This window comes from Vibrio sp. 10N.286.55.E10 (genome assembly GCF_002872555.1).
Classification (GTDB): Bacteria; Pseudomonadota; Gammaproteobacteria; order Enterobacterales; family Vibrionaceae; genus Vibrio; species Vibrio crassostreae.
Genome location: NZ_MCSD01000015.1, coordinates 133524 through 150892 on the forward strand (window position 1 = coordinate 133524; position 17369 = coordinate 150892).

Here is a 17369-nt window from a genome sequence, read left to right on the forward strand (position 1 = left end):
CGACATTTTGTCCTAGCTCATGTTTTGATTCATTTCAACGGGGTAAATGGCGTAGTTTTGTCCGAAATAACAGCAATTTAATGAGATCTGATGCATGATTTATTGGCATTAAGATTGCTTGTAAGGTGTAGATTTCTAATTACAACAATTAGCGTCTTATGCACATGCCCTTCTTTGAGCCCTTTAAATCTGAAGGCATGTCATTCATTTATAACAGAATGGACATAATAATAATGAAAGCAATTCCCTTAACTATTGCAGCTCTATCTATCGTCAGTTACACGGCTAGCAGTGCGGAAGACACCACTCATATCAAGTTGGCGACAACCACAAGCACTTATCACTCTGGCCTACTGGACTACCTACTGCCTGAGTTCGAAAAAGATTCTGGCATCAAAGTAGATGTTCTGGCTGCGGGTACAGGTAAATCACTTCGCATGGGTGAAAATGGTGACGTGGATTTGGTGATGACTCACGCACCAAAGGCTGAAGCGAATTTCGTAGAAAAAGGTTACGGCGTTTTACCTCGTAAGCTGATGTATAACGACTTTGTCATCGTTGGCCCACAAAGCGACCCTGCAAAAATTGAATCTCAAAAAGCAGTGGCAGATGTGTTCAAAGCGATCGCGACTAATAACGTGACGTTTGTGTCTCGTGGCGACGACTCTGGTACTCATAAGAAAGAGATGGGTATTTGGGCGCAAACTAAAATCGAACCAAACTTTGGTGGCTACCGCAGTGTTGGTCAAGGTATGGGCCCAACTCTGAACATGGCGTCTGAAATGCAAGGCTACACCATGACAGACCGTGGTACGTGGTTGGCTTACCAAAACAAACTGGATCTTAAAATCCTTTTCCAAGGTGATAAGAACCTCTTCAACCCTTACCAAGTGATTCTCGTTAACCCTGAGCGCTACCCAAGCATTAACTACCAAGCAGCGAAAGTATTCAGTGATTGGTTGGTTAACCCTAAAGGTCAGAAACTGATTAACGACTTTAAACTGCACGGCAAACAACTGTTTGTTGCAAGCGCAGAATAGTTTGTAATAAGTAAAGCGTAGCGTTGAAGATGTCGTCAAAACCAACAAACACTACACTTAACTAAATTCAGTTAATGAGCACGCTTAAAAACAATAGCTGGCCAATACAGGCTCAAATATATTGTGTCAGCTATGATTAACATCAGTCATTACCGATAAAAACCTATTATCGATTCACACGAGATACTTCATGACCCTATGGCAAACAACGATTGATGCAATGAATCTACTGGTGAGTTTTGACCACGAATTGTGGCAGATCGTCGCGGTATCCTTCAGTGTGTCTTTGTCCGCCATCTCATTAGTGATTGTTCCTGCAATCCTTATGGCTTTCTTATTGGCTTATACCGAGTTCCCCGGAAAGTGGGCTCTGCTTTCGGTGATCAATACCCTGCAAGCGATCCCTACTGTGGTTATTGGTTTGTTGATGTACATGATGCTTTCTCGCTCTGGCCCGCTAGGTGATTGGCAATTGCTGTTTACCCAGAAGGCGATGATTTTAGGTCAGATGTTGATCTGTTTCCCTATCCTAGTCGCGATGATGCACGGTGCTCTGCAGGCCAGTGATCGCCGAGCAGTAGAAACAGCGCGTACGCTTGGTGTATCAACGACACGTGTGGCGTGTACCTTGATTTGGGAAACACGTTTTCCTCTATTGGCCGCAACCATTGCAGCCTTCTCTCGTATCGTTACTGAAGTCGGTTGTTCAATGATGGTCGGTGGCAACATTATGGGGATGACAAGAAACATCCCAACAGCTATCGCTATGGAAAGCCACAAAGGCGCATTCGCTCAAGGTGTTGCCCTCGGTATGGTGTTATTAGCATTGGCATTGGCCCTCAACTTTTTCCTTTCCAGTGTGAGAGGAAAAGGCTATTTAAGAACTTAGGAACGCTGTCATGAGTATAAAAATAACAACGCAGCAAATTTCAATGCGCTACAAAGAGCGTGTTTTGTTCCACATTCCCGAATTGTCGATCGGCCCCAACGATGCCATTTATCTCAAAGGAGACAATGGTGTTGGTAAAACGACCCTACTAAAAATCTTGTCTGGATTAATTCAGCCAAGTTCTGGACGCATTCAGTCTCCAACACAGAGCTGGCAACAAAGATTATTCCCTCGACTCAAATTCAAAGACATCATCTACCTGCATCAAACCCCCTATCTTTTTGATGGCTCGGTGTACCAAAATGTCGCTTATGGCATTCGCTTTAACAAAGAGAGCCAAAAAGATAAGCGAGCTCAAATAATTAATGCATTGAGAATGGTAGGTTTAGAAACCCTGGCAGATGAGCACATCTCTGTGTTGTCTGGGGGGGAGCGTCAACGCGTAGCAATGGCTCGAGCTTGGATTCTTAAGCCTTCAATCTTGCTTATGGATGAACCAAGTGCTTCTTTAGACAAAGAATCTATTGAAAGATTGGTGATTATGGCCGAAGATCTTCTTCAGAGAGGCGCGAGTTTAGTCATCACCAGTCACCAAACTAACGCGTTAACCGATTTATGTAAGAAGCAGTGGTGGATTAAAGACAATACTTTGACCGAATCCCCGCTTCTGCAAGTTATTCAGAAAGATAAAGCACAAGAGAATATTTATGCTGCTTCCAACGCAAACTAGTTGGGTTATTTTGGCTGGCGGACAGGCCAGCCGTATGGGCGGAAAAGATAAAGGACTCGTTGAGCTCAACGGTTCTCCGCTTATTCAATATGTTATAAACAAGCTGTCACAACAAGATGTCAGCATCACTATCAATGCCAATCGTAACTTAGACAGTTACCAAGCATTTGCTCCGGTTGTTTCCGATTTTTTCCCTGACTACCCAGGTCCGCTGGGTGGTATACATGCAGGCCTTAAAAACGCTAGCACCGACTGGGTTGGCTTTGTTCCTTGCGACAGCCCACAAATCAGTGACGACCTTGTTGAGCGCTTTTGTTCTGCGGTTAAAGAAGACAGTGACATTCTTGTCGCTCATGATGGCGAATTTAAGCAACCTGTATTCACCCTATTCCACAAACGTGTTCTGCCAAAGTTAGAAGCGTTTTTAGAACGTGGTGATCGTAAAATCATCTTGCTATACAAAGACTGTGTTACCGAATACGTTGATTTTAGCGATTCTCCTAACTGCTTTGTCAATCTCAACACGCCAGAAGAACTCACCCAATTCGGAACGCTTCAATAATGAAAGATTCAAAACAACGCCCTAACCTTCCTCTATTGGGCTTTGCTGCTTATAGCGGTACAGGCAAAACGACCGTACTTGAAGCCTTGTTACCTTTGTTAACCGACGCAGGTTTAAAAGTTGGCGCTCTTAAACACGCTCACCATGATTTCGATGTCGATAAGCCGGGTAAAGACAGCTACCGCCTACGCAAAGCAGGCGCGAATCAAATGTTGATCAGCTCTCGTAACCGTCATGTCATGATGACAGAAACGCCAGAAGCCGAAGCGGACTTTGATTACCTGCTTACACGTTTCAATACCAACACGTTGGACTTAATTCTGGTTGAAGGCTGCAAGAACATCGCCTTCCCTAAGATTGAGCTTCACCGCGACGAAGTGGGTAAACCTTGGCTTTATCCAAACGATGACAACATTATTGCTATCGCCGCAGACAGCAAAGTTGAATCTGACCTGCCGCAAATGGCGATCAGCGACTTAGAAGCAATTCGTGATTTCATCATTGAATACGCTCAATCGTTCGACTCTACTTCGAAAAAAGATAAAGTCGCTTCATGTGCATCTTCAAAAGACAACACGCCAGTTGTGTGTTGCGACTCTTTCTCTCCAGCCGGCCTAACGGTTACTCAAGGTCAGCAAAAAATTGTTGATAGCATTGATGCTCTAGATTTGACGGAATCTGTTTCCTTAGAGCAAGGCTATGGCCGTGTTCTGGCTGAAGATGTTATCTCGCCAATCAACGTGCCTCAGAACACTAACTCTGCAATGGACGGCTACGCCATTCGTAGTGAAGATTTAGATCTAGATAGCTACCGCGTTGTTGCTGAAGTCATGGCTGGACATAGCTACGGCAAAATCGTACAACAAGGTGAAGCCGTTAAGATCATGACAGGTGCGCCAATGCCAGAAGGCGTTGATGTTGTTGTGATGCGTGAGCAAGCTGTTCAGGAAGGTGACAAGGTTAGCTTCCCTGACGCGAAAATCTCGGTTGGACAAAATGTCCGTATGGCGGGTGAAGATCTAGAAATTGGCCAACCTGTCTTTACGCGAGGCACACGAATCGAAGCGCCAGAAATGGGCATGATGGCATCGTTAGGTTTTGGTACCTGCCCTGTTCTGCGTAAAGTGAAAGTGGGCGTGTTCTCTACGGGTGATGAAGTTCAAGCTCCGGGTAGCGAGCAAAAACCAAACTCTATCTACGATTCGAACCGTTTTACTATTATCGGCATGCTTCAAAAGCTTGGCTGTGACATCGTCGATTACGGCATCATTGAAGATGACGAACAAAAGATGATGAATGTGCTGCACTCTGCGTCGCTTGAAACCGATATGGTTCTGACTTCTGGTGGTGTGTCTGTTGGTGATGCGGATTACATCAAGCTTGCGTTAGATAAGCTGGGTGAAATCAACTTTTGGCGTATCAACATGCGCCCAGGTCGCCCATTGGCTTACGGTAAAATCGAAAACAAACCTTTCTTTGGGCTGCCGGGTAACCCAGTTGCAGTAATGGTGTCGTTCATTAACTTTGTTGAGCCAGCGATCCGCAAGCTTCAAGGTCAAACAAATTGGACGCCAGTGAAAGCAAATGCAGTAGCGACTGAACAACTCCGCTCACGTCAAGGGCGTACTGAATTCAGTCGTGGTGTGTTCTCGATGAATGAATCAGGTGTGCTTGAAGTGAAAACGACAGGTAAGCAAGGTTCAGGTATTCTGCGTTCAATGAGTGAAGCAAACTGTTTAATCGAAATCTCTCCAGCGGTTGATACCGTGAAAGTTGACGAGACAGTGACGATCATTCCTCTACAAGGTCGCGTTTAACTCAAAGCAATTACCTAAATTGACTTAGCTGTTTTTTAGTTGATTTGGAAGATCTTCGCCAAGACATAGACGAAGCCCCTATATTGATTTTTCAATGTTAAGGGGCTTTTTGTTATTTTCGTTTGGTGAAAAACAACTTGTTCGTTTCCTAAAAGACAAATAGCTTAACTTACGCTAAACGTTTAGAACGATAATCTTAAGATTTATTACCATTACCTTGAGCCACGTACGGTTTTTATGTAGAGTGCGCGCAAAGTAATAATTCTATTGGAGAGCACCATGGCTCGTACCATTCTGTACACTTACAAAGACGAAGACAAAGAGTTACTGTTTTCAAAACAAGAACACCGCACGATCCAAGAAGCTGTTGCTGCAGCGGAAGGCATCGACATCTCTGAGTATCTAAAAACTGAGCAACAGCTTGAGTTGATTTCTGATACTAAAGCGGTTCGCAACTACCAAGACAACTACTTCCGCAAGCTTGGCTTTACTAAACTTACGTTGAAGCAAAAAGACAACCTTGGTGTTGGTAAAAAGAAGAAGTAAGCCCTCTGACTCTTTTCTTTATAGGTCGCTTTTCGTTTGTAGTTAGAGCTAAGAGCTAACTAAACGAAAACACCAAACAATAAAAATGCCGCAACCTCTTTCGAGATTGCGGCATTTTTATTTATACTTTTTAACTATCTAACCTTAGCTAGCTTAACGTTAATTCGCGATTACTTAATGTTAAGGAATGCAGCACCACGAACGCCGCCTGAATCACCGTGTTTTGCTTTAATGATTTTAGGACACTTCGCTACAGACAGCAGGTACTTAGGCACACGCTTTGGCATCTCTTCGTAGATAAGTTCAAAGTTTGAAAGACCGCCGCCCAGTGCAACAACGTGTGGGTCAAGACCTGTAAACAGGTTCGCGAAACAGATAGCCAATAGCTCCATAAAGCGATCAACGTGCTCTGCAGCTTTTGTTTCACCTTCATTGTATGCTTGGATGATCTCGATGGCTTTCTTCTTCTCACCGAAGTAGTGCTCGTAAATCAATTCAAAGCCACGGCCTGATAGGTAACTGTCTAAACAACCTTTCTTGCCACAACCACAGCCTAATAGCGGTGCATTATCGCCAAGGTGGAACCATGCATCGATAGGAAGGCGCATATGGCCTAGTTCACCTGCAACGTGGTTACGACCAGAGAACACTTTACCTTCGTAAACTAAACCACCACCGAAGCCAGTACCTAGAATTAGGCCAGCAACTGATGGCTCATCTTTAAGCTCATCATCCCACGCTTCTGAAAGCGCAAAACAGTTTGCGTCGTTCTCAATTTTTACACTACGACCAATCAGCGCTTCTAAATCTTTACGTAGTGGCTTACCTGTTGAAGCTGGTACGTTAACAACCAGCATTGTGCCGTCGTCTGCGTTTTCCATGCCAGGAAGGCCAAGGCCAATTTTGCCTTCGCAAGAGAATTCGCTATCGTACTTTTTTACCAAACCAGCAATCGTATCAAGCAGTAACTGATAATCGTCTGTTGGTGTTGGAACTCGCTCTGTTGCTACTCGCTCAAGTTTCTCATTGAATGCACCAAACTCAATTTTTGTGCCGCCAACATCGAAGCCGTAATACATGAAATCTCTCCAATTTTTCCCTAAATTCGGGCAAATAAATTCTTTAAATAAAACAACTGAGGAACATTATCCATAACACTCCCCCTACAAACCGTGATAGATAACAAACTTATCTCGTGTTCGAGTCTGTTTGAACAACAAGTCAGCACAAAGCGGTTAAAGGTTAGAGTGAAGTCTCACTTTTAGTGTGCTCTATGAAAGCGTTCAGGCTAGGTTTGGTCGGATCCGACTTATAACGCGTCTTGCTTAGCATGTAGCTTTCGCGAAATGCTTCAAACCAAAGTTGTAAAGTCTTTGCGCCCTGCTCTTCACCTGCTTGTTTTAATACTAGGCTCGCCACTTCTGCTGTTGAAAGGTGTTGATCGTTATCTGACTTACGCATCATGTATTGAGAAACCGATTCAGGCTCAATCGATAACACAGGTAGATCTTGAAGGTATTCCGAGCGTCTGAAAATACGTCTTGCTTCACGCCAGCTACCGTCGATGAAAATCAACAACAGCTTTTTATTTGGATCACGCATTTTTGGCAGATCTTGAACCACTCGCGATTTGTCATCGGTATAGTCTTCCGGGAACACAATCACAGGCTGGTATTTCTCGTCTTTCAGAACATCCAACATCTCTACATTGGGCTCAGTTCGATGCCAAAGATAAACATGGCTGTCTTTCACTGTGTCCACAATCAAACGGCCGGTGTTACTTGGCTTTAAGATTTCGTTGTCTGACAAGATCAACATGGTCGCGACGTTCGTATCTATGTTCGGTTGGTGCTCACAGATACAGCTGTCTTGTTTGATTTTGCAGTACTCACACCGAACCACTTTACATCCGCGCGCGTTAAACGGTTTGGTGGAAAGAGATAAACGGTGTTGGTATAAACGGTGGAAAGCGTGAATTCTCATGGACAATAACGACAGATAGAACTAGAAAAGTGGCACGATTGTACTTACAGTGGCTTGATAATGATAGGAGGAATTCTTATGCAGGACCCATCGCTACTTCGCCTTGTTTGTTTTATCACCGCTTTCATCTTGTGTGCGCTGTGGGAGTACCGTGCTCCTAGAAAAACACTGACTCAAAACAAGTGGTTTCGTTGGGGAAATAACTTCTCATTGATGGCGGTTAATAGCATTTTGTTGGCAACATTAATCCCTGTTGCAGCGTTTGAAGCGGCGCTGATTGCTGAACAAAACCAATGGGGTCTGTTTAATAACATCATGCTTCCTTTTGAAGTCACCGTGTTTCTCTGTGTCGTGTTGTTAGACCTTGCCATTTACACGCAACATCTCGTGTTCCACCGTATTCCCCTGCTTTGGAAACTTCATCGTGTTCATCATGCAGACTTGGATATTGATGTAACGACAGGCACACGCTTCCACCCGATTGAAATGATCTTATCGATGCTGATTAAAGTGGCGTTGATTTTTGTACTGGGCGTACCGGCTTTAGCGGTCGTGTTCTTCGAAGTGGTGTTGAATGTGAGTGCGATGTTCAACCATAGCAATGGTCGTTTGCCATTATGGTTCGATAAGCAATTACGCAAAGTGATTGTGACGCCTGACATGCATCGAGTTCATCACTCTATAATCATCAAAGAAACGCATTCGAATTTTGGTTTCTTTTTATCGGTGTGGGACATTTGGTTCAAAACCTATCGCGCTCAACCTAAGCTTGGTCACGACAAGGTAACCATTGGCGTCCCTGAGATACGCGATGGGAAAGAACAAAGGCTAGATTTGATGCTGCGTCAGCCATTTGCACGATTCCCGACAACGAAAGACTAAGTTCTAATTCAGTTCAGCCTCTAGCTTGTATTGAGGTGAACTTATCTTAATCCGAAAACAAAACGCCCTTAGATTCTTGTGAGAATTTAAGGGCGTTTGTGTATCGATAGGGATATAAGCGCAGCTAGTGCTTCAACTCTTGTGTTGTAAGGCTTAACTCAGCACGCTTGTTTACTTCAACAAGCTCGTTTATTTCATTACGTATTTATGAAGCATAGCTTGTTGGTGCCCTGCTATCTCTCCGACTTGCTCTGAGCTTTCAATCATGGATTCAAGCTGTAATTTAGTATTCTCACCCTGTTCCGAAACCCGAGTGATGGAATGCGTCACATCTACTGTCGCACGTGCTTGTTGCTCTGTCGCCACCATGATTTGTTCAACACGTCCTTTAATCTGGCTTACCGCAACCTCAATCTTTTCAAAAGCTTGCTTCACATCGCCACTGGTTTGCAGTGCATTGATCATTTCACTTCGAGATTCAGTAACAGACGTTCGAGATCGATCAGCCGCAGCCACCAGCTCATTCATCATATTGCGAATGTTGGTGGTTTGTTGAGACGTGCCACTCGCTAATTTGCGTACTTCGTCGGCAACGACAGCAAAGCCTCGTCCTTGCTCTCCTGCTCGCGCTGCTTCAATTGCCGCATTCAGTGCTAACAAGTTGGTGTTTTCTGCAATGCCACTGATCATATCGACCATTTCACGAATCTGTTTTACACGGCCATCAAGGTCGGCCATTGATTCTTCGTTCATGCTTAGTGAATGTTCTAACGCATGCAAACGTTGCTGGTTCAGCCCAACGACTTGGCTGCCATTGACTGACTCATCTTCTGCTATTTGTGCATCATCGTTCGATGCGTTAGAGATACGAGCAATCTCACCAATGGATGCTTCCAGTTCAGTAATCGTGGTGATCATGTTCTGCAGTGATTCATTTTGTTCATTCAAGCTAGAGTTGGTTTGCTCTGCAGCGTCGTGACTTACTTCAGCCGTTTGGTAAAGTGTTTCACAGTTACGAGTCACCAAGCGAACCGAGTCGGCGGTCGAATCGACAACGGTATTCAGTTTCGAAGCAATCACTTGTAACTCTAATGGCCCTACCAATGCACTGTGCTTAGAGAAATCGTGCTCTGCAAGCAAGCTCAATTGTTGAGTAATGTTTTTCAGTCCTTTGTTTACCCAGCGGCGCAGTACTAACCATGAGATCACAATGATCACAGCGATCACTAGTCCACTAATAAACAACACACGATCAATGTTGGTGATGGTTTGATTTACGACCAGTTCGCTTTCATCAATCAGGTGTGCAGCAGTCGAAGATAATTGATTAAGGGTACTAATTACGGTATTCGCCAAGGTAATCACTTGGGTTAGGTTCTGCTCTTGCTGCTTAACCAGTTCCAATTTAAGCAATATTTGTCTAATCACACCTTCTTCTGTGAAGCCCTCTTTTACCATCTCATAAGGTGCGGTAAGGCTTGCGAACTCCGCGATGTCTGGATGCCAATCAGCAAAGTCGCTATAAGCCAAGTTAAGGCCCGCGATTCGGTTTCTTAATTGGCGATATTCGTCTTGTGCTTTTTCGATGTCAGACTGCATCATTAGCATCAAGAAGGTGTTCGCCATTGCCGACGCGCTCGATGTAAAACGATTTGCGGCATCGCTCGCTTCTGGGTTGTCTTCGACTAAGAATGAGCTGATACGGTTCATTTCTGGTCCGATAGATCCGACGCCATAACGGAACTCGCCCATGTTACTATCGATCAAATTTTGCTTACTTTGAATCTCTATCTGCGCCAGCAGTACCGTGTTGGTCATAGCTTGCAGTTGTGCCATGTCATCGACAAGGTTTTGTTGTTGCTCTAAAGAGATCGCTTCAGGAAAAGACTGGGAGATAAAAAGGAGTTCCTCTAGCGTGGTATTACTCTCTGTGGCAAGTTGGTCAATTGAGCCCCTTGTGGCATTCAGTGTACCTAAGTCGGTTGATTGGGTGCTGTATGTGAGAAGTTTTACTTGTTCTAATACGCTTTGCGTTAATTCGGCATTATGTAGAGCAAGGGGTAATGCTTGTTCCGAGAGTGCGTCAAAGTGTCCCCCGACCCGTTCAACGCCCCGAATGCTAACCATTGATAAAAAACTAACAAGTAAAAGAATGGAAATAAATACAGCAGTGACGGTTTGAATGAGCGAGAATGTATAACATGAGGGTTTTATTGATAAATTTGTGTCGGGCATGTGAAATCCAGTTTGACTACGAAAAGAGATATCCTTAAGTTATTCCGTATACTAGAAGTCCTTGATGACGTTTTTATTTCAGTTTTTTGTCAGAAGAGTTACATATGAAAATCACAAAAATGGCTGTAGTTACAATAACTTTAGCAACATTGGCTGCTTGTAGCTCGTCACCATCGCCTTCTCAGCTTAGTCAAACAGCACAGAATCCTCTCTCAAAATCAGAACAATTGACTACAAACGCTTATATGAGCGTGTATGAACAGTGGAAAGGCGTGCCATACCATTTCGGTGGGACCTCATTTAGAGGTATAGATTGCTCTGCTTTTGTGCAGATAGCCGTCCAAAATGCGACTCAACAAGCCCTGCCAAGAACCACAATAGACCAGAGTAAAAAGGGAAAAGAAATAGCGTATGGGCAGGCAACGAGTGGCGACTTGGTGTTTTTTAAGACATCGATGACAGTGCGACACGTTGGAGTTTACTTAGGAAATAATCAATTCCTACATGCTTCTACATCGAAAGGTGTGATTATATCGAGGCTGGACAACCCTTATTGGGCTTCCAAGTTTTGGCACTTTAGGCGTTTATAGCGATTCAAAAGATTCACCGCTGAACGACATAACATGAAACGTTACGGCTTAAACGCCTTTTACTATTTTAGAGTGATACGCGAATAGCTAGTCGTATTTAGCAACAGCAGTATCAAACAGGTTCTTCACCAACGCGATATATTCATCAAGAAATACAATTTGTTCGTTGGTCGCTTTCTTAGCCCAAACACCCGCTAATACTTCACCAAGGTCAGCTACTACGGCATCTGCTTCTTTCAATAGCTGAAAACGAACGCTCGAATGCAACTCTGGGTTTTGCTCGAAAATAGCCATGATGTTCGTTGAAATCATGTCTGTGATGATGTCTTCAACACTCTCGTTACCTGTATCGCCATTACTATTGGTAAAGACGTCCAGATTAAATGATAGGTGCTCGATCAAAGCCAAATAGCCATCGGTTTCTACAACCACAATAATTCTCCGTTTTAAGCTCTAAAGCAGATTAATACGTACTTGCCTAATACTATGTAAATGACGCTATTTGTCATCACTTTATTGCCCAAAACCGCATTAAAATGATCCTAGTTAGTATTTCAGCTTAAATTTAAATCGATATAGCTCTATGCGGTGTACCTGCCCACTTAAACCATAAGTAAATTCACGCCTAACAAAGTGTAAGACAAACTTTGAAGTAAAGTATTGCGCCAGTTAACAATAGCCCTTTCAGCTTACTCTAAAAGTGCATTTAAATTGGTGGGGAGACAATAACAAGCTCAAACCACTTTTCCAGTTTGTGGTGATTAAAACGGTTTCGATTGTGAGACCACTTCCAAACTATTTCACCACGTCAGGGGTTCAATTTATGTTTGTATTTCAACGAGCTTGTATCAGCTCGAGTTCACAATTCGGCCAATTGATTCTGCATAAGCTGAAGAAGAGCTAAGAACATTGACGAGTGCGTCTATAAATTGCTCAGATTTATCCTAAACTATTGCTATCAAACAAACAGTATTTCTAACTTCAATCTTTTTAACTTTCAGTCTTTGAGGATTTCCTATGTGGCAGGCCATTTCTCAACAACTTTCAGATACTCTTCTATTTAACTTTCAGATTACTGAGCGTACCAAGGTTTCTGGTGGCGACATTAACGATTGCTATATGATCAGCGATGGTAATGAACGTTACTTTGTGAAAGTGAATCAGCGAGAATTTTTACCTAAGTTTGAAATTGAAGCTGAGAACTTGCGCTTGTTGAGAGAAACCTCCACCGTTTACGTACCTGAATTAGTGCTTATTGGCAAAACCAAGGAGTGCTCGTTCATTATTCTCAATTACTTGCCAACCAAGCCGCTGGAGACGGGCAACAATAGCTTCGATTTCGGCGTACAGCTTGCACAGCTTCATCAATGGGGCGAGCAAAAAGAGTTTGGTTGCGATCAAGATAACTACATCGGCAGTACGCTTCAACCTAACCCTTGGCATAAGAAATGGGGTCGTTTTTTCTCTGAGCAGCGTATTGGTTTCCAGTTACAACTGCTAAAAGAAAAAGGCATCGAATTCGGTGATATTGATGACATCGTTGATGTGGTGAATATGCGTCTTGCCGGTCACAACCCTCGCCCGTCTTTGCTCCATGGTGATCTTTGGAATGGCAACGTTGCAAATTCAGCCTTTGGACCAATCTGTTACGACCCGGCTTGTTATTGGGGCGATCATGAATGTGACTTAGCTTTAACGGAATTGTTTGAAGGGTTTCCAAAAGAGTTTTATGACGGTTACCAGAGCGTAAATCCACTAGACGTTGGCTATACTGATCGCAAAGACATTTATAACTTGTACCATCTTCTCAACCACTGCAATCAATTTGGCGGCGAGTATTTAGCTCAAACTGAGGCATGCATTCAGAAGATACAAGCCGTTTAATACCAATCGCAGCTAGCTAAGTCGTTCTATAAAGCTACTACGAACTATACAAGCTATTGCGATCTATAAAGCTACTAGGATTGGGACGAGTTACAGTGAGGAGAATTTACTATGCATAAATACACAGAAAAACATGTCTCCTGCCCCCACTGTGGGCATGCAATCAGCATAACGCTAGATGCTTCAAATGGAAGCCAAGATTTTTATGACGATTGCCCAGCGTGTTGCAATGCTATTCATCTCGACATGCAAGTAGACGAAGTAAGAGACAGAATCAACCTCTCGATTGATGCAGACGACGAACAAGTCTTCTAACACACTTACTCTCTTGTCGAGTTAGATCTACTCTCGATTTCTAGGCTAACCTAGAAAAACACAAATACACAAAAATAGAAAAAGAGCACTTAATGTGCTCTTTTTCTATATCTTCGACTTTTACTTAGTCATCGATTTTTGGGCATGTGCTATTGATAAACCTCTACTATTATTTTTGGTTTGCTAGTACGCGTTCAACAGTATCAACAATTGCTTGTGTTTGAGGATCAAACTCAATGTTTACTTGGTCGCCTACTTCACGGCCGCCAAACAGAGTACGATTCAGCGTTTCTGGGATTAGATGGACAGAGAAACGGCTCTCTTCAACTTCACCAATGGTCAATGAACAACCATCAACGCCAATGTAACCCTTGCTTAACACATACTTCATTGATTCTTGCGGCAGCTCGAACCAAAGCGTGCGGTTGTTTTCTGTCTTAATCACATCAACGAGATTAGCCATCAGAGTAATGTGGCCAGACATGCTATGCCCGCCAATTTCGTCACCAAACTTTGCTGCACGCTCAACATTCACTTTGTCACCAACATTCAACTGGCCTAAGTTCGTCAATCGCAATGTTGCTTGCATTAAATCAAAGGCAATCTGATTGCCTGAAATTTCCGTTACCGTTAAGCAACAACCGTTATGAGCTACTGAAGCACCAATTGCTAATCCCTCAACCATTTCGTCAGTTAGCTCGATGGTATGAGTTTGAAACAACTCTTTTTTGTTGATAGCAACCAGTGTTGCCATGCCTTGAACGATACCTGTAAACATAAGATTCCTATTTAGCGTTCTAGTAACAGTTTTTCATAGCAGTTATTGTGACATTTCTTTATGATTCGTCCAGTGGAAGCTTAAGATCATTGTCTCTGATTCCTTCAGAATGTCCTTTCCTACACTATTATTCTAATTTTCCCTCTTATTTGGAGTTGTTTGTGCATCGTTACAAAGAAGAATCCTCGAATCTAATCAAACTTGCGACCCCAGTATTGATCGCATCCGTTGCACAAACTGGAATGGGTTTTGTTGATACCGTAATGGCCGGTGGCGTCAGCGCTATCGATATGGCGGCGGTTTCGATTGCAGCAAGTATCTGGCTACCATCAATCTTGTTTGGTGTTGGTCTATTGATGGCGTTGGTTCCTGTCGTTGCACAACTGAATGGTTCTGGTCGACAAGTAAAAATTCCATTTGAAATTCAACAAGGTGCTTTTTTAGCGCTCGTCATTTCCCTTCCTATCATTGGCGTACTGTTCCAGACGCAATTGATATTGGAGTGGATGGACATTGAACAACTCATGGCAGAAAAGACCATCGGCTATATGAATGCGGTGATGTTTGCTGTCCCTGCATTTTTGTTGTTCCAAACATTGAGAAGCTTTACTGATGGTATGTCTTTAACTAAGCCTGCAATGGTGATTGGTTTTATTGGCTTGCTATTGAACATCCCGCTTAACTGGATGTTCGTATACGGAAAGCTTGGTGCTCCTGCGCTGGGTGGTGTTGGGTGTGGCGTTGCAACGGCTATCGTATATTGGGTGATGTTTGCACTGCTGTTTGCTTACGTTTTAACATCAAAACGTTTAGCGAAAATCAACATCTTCGGTACGTTCCATAAGCCTCAGCTCAAAGCGCAAATTCGCCTGTTTAGACTTGGTTTCCCTGTCGCTGCCGCTATCTTCTTCGAGGTAACCTTGTTCGCAGTGGTTTCTCTGTTGGTTGCTCCGCTCGGCTCATTGATAGTTGCCGCGCACCAAGTCGCGATCAACTTCTCTTCGCTAGTCTTCATGATTCCAATGAGTATCGGTGCGGCTGTGAGTATTCGTGTTGGCCATAAGTTGGGTGAAAACAACACCGAAGGAGCAAAAATCGCGACACACGTAGGTATCATTGTTGGTTTAGTCACAGCCTTAATGACGGCGGCATTAACTGTATTGTTCAGAGAGCAAGTGTCTTTACTCTACACAGAGAACACCGCGGTAATTACCGTTGCAATGCAATTGCTTTTGTTCGCTGCGGTTTATCAGTGCACCGACGCAATCCAAGTTATCGCAGCAGGTGCTCTACGTGGCTACAAAGACATGCGCTCGATCTTCAACATTACCTTCGTGGCTTACTGGTTGCTTGGTCTTCCTATCGGCTACATTTTAGGAATGAAAGATTGGATTGTTGAACCTATGGGTGCACACGGTTTCTGGATTGGTTTCATTGTCGGTCTAACATCGGCCGCGATTATGCTGGGTATGCGCCTACACTGGATGCACAAGCAGGACGACGACGTTCAGTTAGAGTTCAGTTCTCGCTAGATTCGCACTCACTAAATCGGTCTATCTGATTTCGAATACAAAAAAGAGCTCTGATTTTCAGGGCTCTTTTTCGTTTACTGGTCAGGGAGATCCTATGTGTTTTAGTAGTCACTCTTTTCTCGAACAAAGCGCGCAAATTTAGGTTTTCCGTTTTGAGTAAAACCGTTGTAGCGAAAGGTAATACGGCTGCCGATCTCTGGCGGTGCGAGTCTCATTTGGTCACTGAATCCGCTGCCTATATAAAATTCCACCCCCTCTTCTGTGTGGACCAAAATCGAACCCATCATCCCTTTATACTTACCTGTCCCGCCCTTGTAGCCAATAACTGTCGCTTCGGCATCATGATGCCTTTTAAGCTTTAACAGGTCATTACTTCTGCCTGCTTGATAACGACTGGTGATTTTTCTAAGCATCAAACCTTCACCATTACTCTCATCGACATTATCGAGTTGATGGAACAGTGCTTCCTCATTATGAATCGGTACATGTTCGATGTAGCTGACATGAGGTTCACCAATCACGCTTACCCAATGCAAAATGTTGTAATAACGCTTTTGATAATCCCCTGCAGCGCCTGGCATATCAAACAACATAAAATCGATTTGCCGCCATGCCGCATCGCTCGGCGTATGGTCGAGAACGGTAGATTGAACTAGATGGAAATTGCCTCTTCCTGCCCACAACTCCCCTTCGAGATGGACCTTCGGCAATTTTTCAGTAAACCACTTGGGTGAGTAAATACGATTTCCATTGCGAGTATAAAGATATTGGCCATCCCACAAAGCCCGAATCCCATCAAGTTTTTCACTCTTCCAGTATTCAGAAACATCGATGCCTTGCTGGTAAGAGTTGGCAAGTACCAGATGGTCGGGTGGTAAATAGGATGAATGAGATGAAAGTGAACATGCCCATAGAGTGGCTATAGCCAGTTTGGTTAATCTCATCATCTGCTCCGTATTAATAACTGTAGTGGTCAACAAATGCCTTTAATCCTAAGCGCTCTAACACGTAGTTAGACAATCTTTGCTAGAAGATGCGATCAACTCTCCAACCTTATTTAATATTCATTTTCATTCATCATATTAATGACTTGTAGATCTCAAATGTCCCACCGTTTTTAGTTCTCATATTGAGAAACGTCTTTTCTCAATATGAGATGGAAATGACACCTACACATAAGTTATTGAAAAATATAAATATAAAAGTTGGCACATTCAGTGCAATTGTTCATACATACTTAAAAGGAGATATCGCTATGGAACTACGTAAGATTGATTTGAATACAACGACACTAACGCTTTCTATCTTCGGTGATTTGGATGCAGCAGGCAGTCGTGACGCACAAACAGACATTGATGATGTCATTTCTAATGACGGTCACCCTGAGATAGAAGTTGATTTTAGCCAAGTTGAGTTCTTAGATTCATCAGGTGTTGGTGCGATTGTTTATATGTTCAAACGCCTGACCGAGCGCGAACGCAACATGCGACTTGAAAATGTGACTGGTCAGCCTCTTGAAATTATGAACCTGCTACGAATTGGCCACGCTATCCCAGTAAATTCAAAAAATCCTACAAATTCATGAA

Annotated in this window: 18 protein-coding genes; 12 read left to right on the top strand and 6 right to left on the bottom strand. The window is 43.4% G+C overall.

Features of this window, described 5'->3' with window-relative positions; genetic code table 11:
- The first annotated feature begins 233 nt into the window (after positions 1-233).
- The 6 genes from BCV39_RS11295 (at position 234) to BCV39_RS11320 (ending at position 5584) form a co-directional block, all read left to right on the top strand.
- A complete protein-coding gene (locus tag BCV39_RS11295; protein WP_017059611.1) occupies positions 234-1040 on the top strand; it encodes a substrate-binding domain-containing protein in 807 nt (268 codons plus the stop codon).
- A 190-nt stretch (positions 1041-1230) separates the two neighbouring features.
- A complete protein-coding gene (locus BCV39_RS11300) occupies positions 1231-1929 on the top strand; it encodes an ABC transporter permease (protein ID WP_009846742.1) in 699 nt (232 codons plus the stop codon).
- A gap of 10 nt (positions 1930-1939) precedes the next feature.
- A complete protein-coding gene (locus BCV39_RS11305) occupies positions 1940-2659 on the top strand; it encodes an energy-coupling factor ABC transporter ATP-binding protein (protein ID WP_017067175.1) in 720 nt (239 codons plus the stop codon).
- Positions 2637-3221, top strand: coding sequence for a molybdenum cofactor guanylyltransferase MobA (gene mobA / locus BCV39_RS11310; protein ID WP_102431944.1), 585 nt, complete (start codon positions 2637-2639; stop codon positions 3219-3221). Before BCV39_RS11305 ends, mobA begins: the two co-directional genes overlap by 23 nt.
- Positions 3221-5038, top strand: coding sequence for a bifunctional molybdopterin-guanine dinucleotide biosynthesis adaptor protein MobB/molybdopterin molybdotransferase MoeA (locus BCV39_RS11315; protein ID WP_102431945.1), 1818 nt, complete (start codon positions 3221-3223; stop codon positions 5036-5038). Before mobA ends, BCV39_RS11315 begins: the two co-directional genes overlap by 1 nt.
- A gap of 279 nt (positions 5039-5317) precedes the next feature.
- Positions 5318-5584 carry a DUF2960 family protein gene (locus BCV39_RS11320; protein ID WP_017063882.1) on the top strand — a complete coding sequence of 89 codons (267 nt, stop codon included), beginning with the start codon at positions 5318-5320 and terminating at the stop codon, positions 5582-5584.
- Between the two features lie 170 nt (positions 5585-5754).
- Here BCV39_RS11320 and nagK read toward each other — a convergent pair whose 3' ends face one another.
- Both nagK and BCV39_RS11330 read right to left on the bottom strand, forming a co-directional pair.
- Complete coding sequence (gene nagK / locus BCV39_RS11325) at positions 5755-6663, bottom strand: N-acetylglucosamine kinase (RefSeq protein ID WP_102431946.1); 909 nt, start codon at positions 6661-6663, stop codon at positions 5755-5757.
- A gap of 163 nt (positions 6664-6826) precedes the next feature.
- Entirely contained in the window at positions 6827-7567 is a 741-nt protein-coding gene (locus BCV39_RS11330) for a tRNA-uridine aminocarboxypropyltransferase (RefSeq protein WP_170960794.1), read from the bottom strand.
- A 78-nt stretch (positions 7568-7645) separates the two neighbouring features.
- On the opposite strand from BCV39_RS11330, the gene BCV39_RS11335 reads away from it, so the two are divergent.
- Positions 7646-8449 (top strand): sterol desaturase family protein, encoded by an 804-nt coding sequence (locus tag BCV39_RS11335; RefSeq protein WP_102431948.1) that lies wholly within the window; start codon positions 7646-7648, stop codon positions 8447-8449.
- A gap of 189 nt (positions 8450-8638) precedes the next feature.
- On the opposite strand, the gene BCV39_RS11340 is transcribed toward BCV39_RS11335, so the two are convergent.
- Positions 8639-10684 carry a methyl-accepting chemotaxis protein gene (locus BCV39_RS11340; RefSeq protein WP_102431949.1) on the bottom strand — a complete coding sequence of 682 codons (2046 nt, stop codon included), beginning with the start codon at positions 10682-10684 and terminating at the stop codon, positions 8639-8641.
- A 104-nt stretch (positions 10685-10788) separates the two neighbouring features.
- Between BCV39_RS11340 and BCV39_RS11345 the strand changes: the two genes are divergently transcribed.
- Positions 10789-11274 carry an NlpC/P60 family protein gene (locus BCV39_RS11345; RefSeq protein ID WP_102431950.1) on the top strand — a complete coding sequence of 162 codons (486 nt, stop codon included), beginning with the start codon at positions 10789-10791 and terminating at the stop codon, positions 11272-11274.
- Positions 11275-11361: 87 nt separating this feature from the next.
- Here the strand turns inward: BCV39_RS11345 and BCV39_RS11350 are convergent, their stop codons facing one another.
- Positions 11362-11706, bottom strand: coding sequence for a DUF3802 family protein (locus BCV39_RS11350; RefSeq protein WP_048665016.1), 345 nt, complete (start codon positions 11704-11706; stop codon positions 11362-11364).
- A gap of 585 nt (positions 11707-12291) precedes the next feature.
- Between BCV39_RS11350 and BCV39_RS11355 the strand changes: the two genes are divergently transcribed.
- Together BCV39_RS11355 and BCV39_RS11360 are read left to right on the top strand one after the other, a co-directional pair.
- Positions 12292-13158, top strand: a complete 867-nt coding sequence (locus BCV39_RS11355; protein ID WP_048611040.1) for a fructosamine kinase family protein — start codon at positions 12292-12294, stop codon at positions 13156-13158.
- A 111-nt stretch (positions 13159-13269) separates the two neighbouring features.
- On the top strand, positions 13270-13473 hold the full coding sequence (locus BCV39_RS11360) for a CPXCG motif-containing cysteine-rich protein (protein ID WP_004733789.1): 204 nt from the start codon (positions 13270-13272) through the stop codon (positions 13471-13473).
- 169 nt (positions 13474-13642) lie between these two features.
- Here BCV39_RS11360 and BCV39_RS11365 read toward each other — a convergent pair whose 3' ends face one another.
- Entirely contained in the window at positions 13643-14251 is a 609-nt protein-coding gene (locus tag BCV39_RS11365; RefSeq protein WP_102431951.1) for a riboflavin synthase subunit alpha, read from the bottom strand.
- Positions 14252-14412: 161 nt separating this feature from the next.
- Between BCV39_RS11365 and BCV39_RS11370 the strand changes: the two genes are divergently transcribed.
- Positions 14413-15783, top strand: coding sequence for an MATE family efflux transporter (locus tag BCV39_RS11370; RefSeq protein WP_061017956.1), 1371 nt, complete (start codon positions 14413-14415; stop codon positions 15781-15783).
- 101 nt (positions 15784-15884) lie between these two features.
- On the opposite strand, the gene BCV39_RS11375 is transcribed toward BCV39_RS11370, so the two are convergent.
- Positions 15885-16727 (bottom strand): DNA ligase, encoded by an 843-nt coding sequence (locus BCV39_RS11375; RefSeq protein WP_048658712.1) that lies wholly within the window; start codon positions 16725-16727, stop codon positions 15885-15887.
- 311 nt (positions 16728-17038) lie between these two features.
- Here BCV39_RS11375 and BCV39_RS11380 point away from each other — a divergent pair, with 311 nt between their 5' ends.
- Positions 17039-17368 (top strand): STAS domain-containing protein, encoded by a 330-nt coding sequence (locus tag BCV39_RS11380; protein ID WP_004733793.1) that lies wholly within the window; start codon positions 17039-17041, stop codon positions 17366-17368.
- The last annotated feature ends 1 nt before the right edge of the window (position 17369 follow it).

Coding starts and splice junctions, on each gene's coding strand:
- BCV39_RS11295 (WP_017059611.1), top strand. CDS start 234: ATGAAAGCAATTCCCTTAACTATTGCAGCTCTATCTATCGTCAGTTAC.
- BCV39_RS11300 (WP_009846742.1), top strand. CDS start 1,231: ATGACCCTATGGCAAACAACGATTGATGCAATGAATCTACTGGTGAGT.
- BCV39_RS11305 (WP_017067175.1), top strand. CDS start 1,940: ATGAGTATAAAAATAACAACGCAGCAAATTTCAATGCGCTACAAAGAG.
- mobA (WP_102431944.1), top strand. CDS start 2,637: ATGCTGCTTCCAACGCAAACTAGTTGGGTTATTTTGGCTGGCGGACAG.
- BCV39_RS11315 (WP_102431945.1), top strand. CDS start 3,221: ATGAAAGATTCAAAACAACGCCCTAACCTTCCTCTATTGGGCTTTGCT.
- BCV39_RS11320 (WP_017063882.1), top strand. CDS start 5,318: ATGGCTCGTACCATTCTGTACACTTACAAAGACGAAGACAAAGAGTTA.
- nagK (WP_102431946.1), bottom strand. CDS start 6,663: ATGTATTACGGCTTCGATGTTGGCGGCACAAAAATTGAGTTTGGTGCA.
- BCV39_RS11330 (WP_170960794.1), bottom strand. CDS start 7,567: ATGAGAATTCACGCTTTCCACCGTTTATACCAACACCGTTTATCTCTT.
- BCV39_RS11335 (WP_102431948.1), top strand. CDS start 7,646: ATGCAGGACCCATCGCTACTTCGCCTTGTTTGTTTTATCACCGCTTTC.
- BCV39_RS11340 (WP_102431949.1), bottom strand. CDS start 10,684: ATGCCCGACACAAATTTATCAATAAAACCCTCATGTTATACATTCTCG.
- BCV39_RS11345 (WP_102431950.1), top strand. CDS start 10,789: ATGAAAATCACAAAAATGGCTGTAGTTACAATAACTTTAGCAACATTG.
- BCV39_RS11355 (WP_048611040.1), top strand. CDS start 12,292: ATGTGGCAGGCCATTTCTCAACAACTTTCAGATACTCTTCTATTTAAC.
- BCV39_RS11360 (WP_004733789.1), top strand. CDS start 13,270: ATGCATAAATACACAGAAAAACATGTCTCCTGCCCCCACTGTGGGCAT.
- BCV39_RS11365 (WP_102431951.1), bottom strand. CDS start 14,251: ATGTTTACAGGTATCGTTCAAGGCATGGCAACACTGGTTGCTATCAAC.
- BCV39_RS11375 (WP_048658712.1), bottom strand. CDS start 16,727: ATGAGATTAACCAAACTGGCTATAGCCACTCTATGGGCATGTTCACTT.
- BCV39_RS11380 (WP_004733793.1), top strand. CDS start 17,039: ATGGAACTACGTAAGATTGATTTGAATACAACGACACTAACGCTTTCT.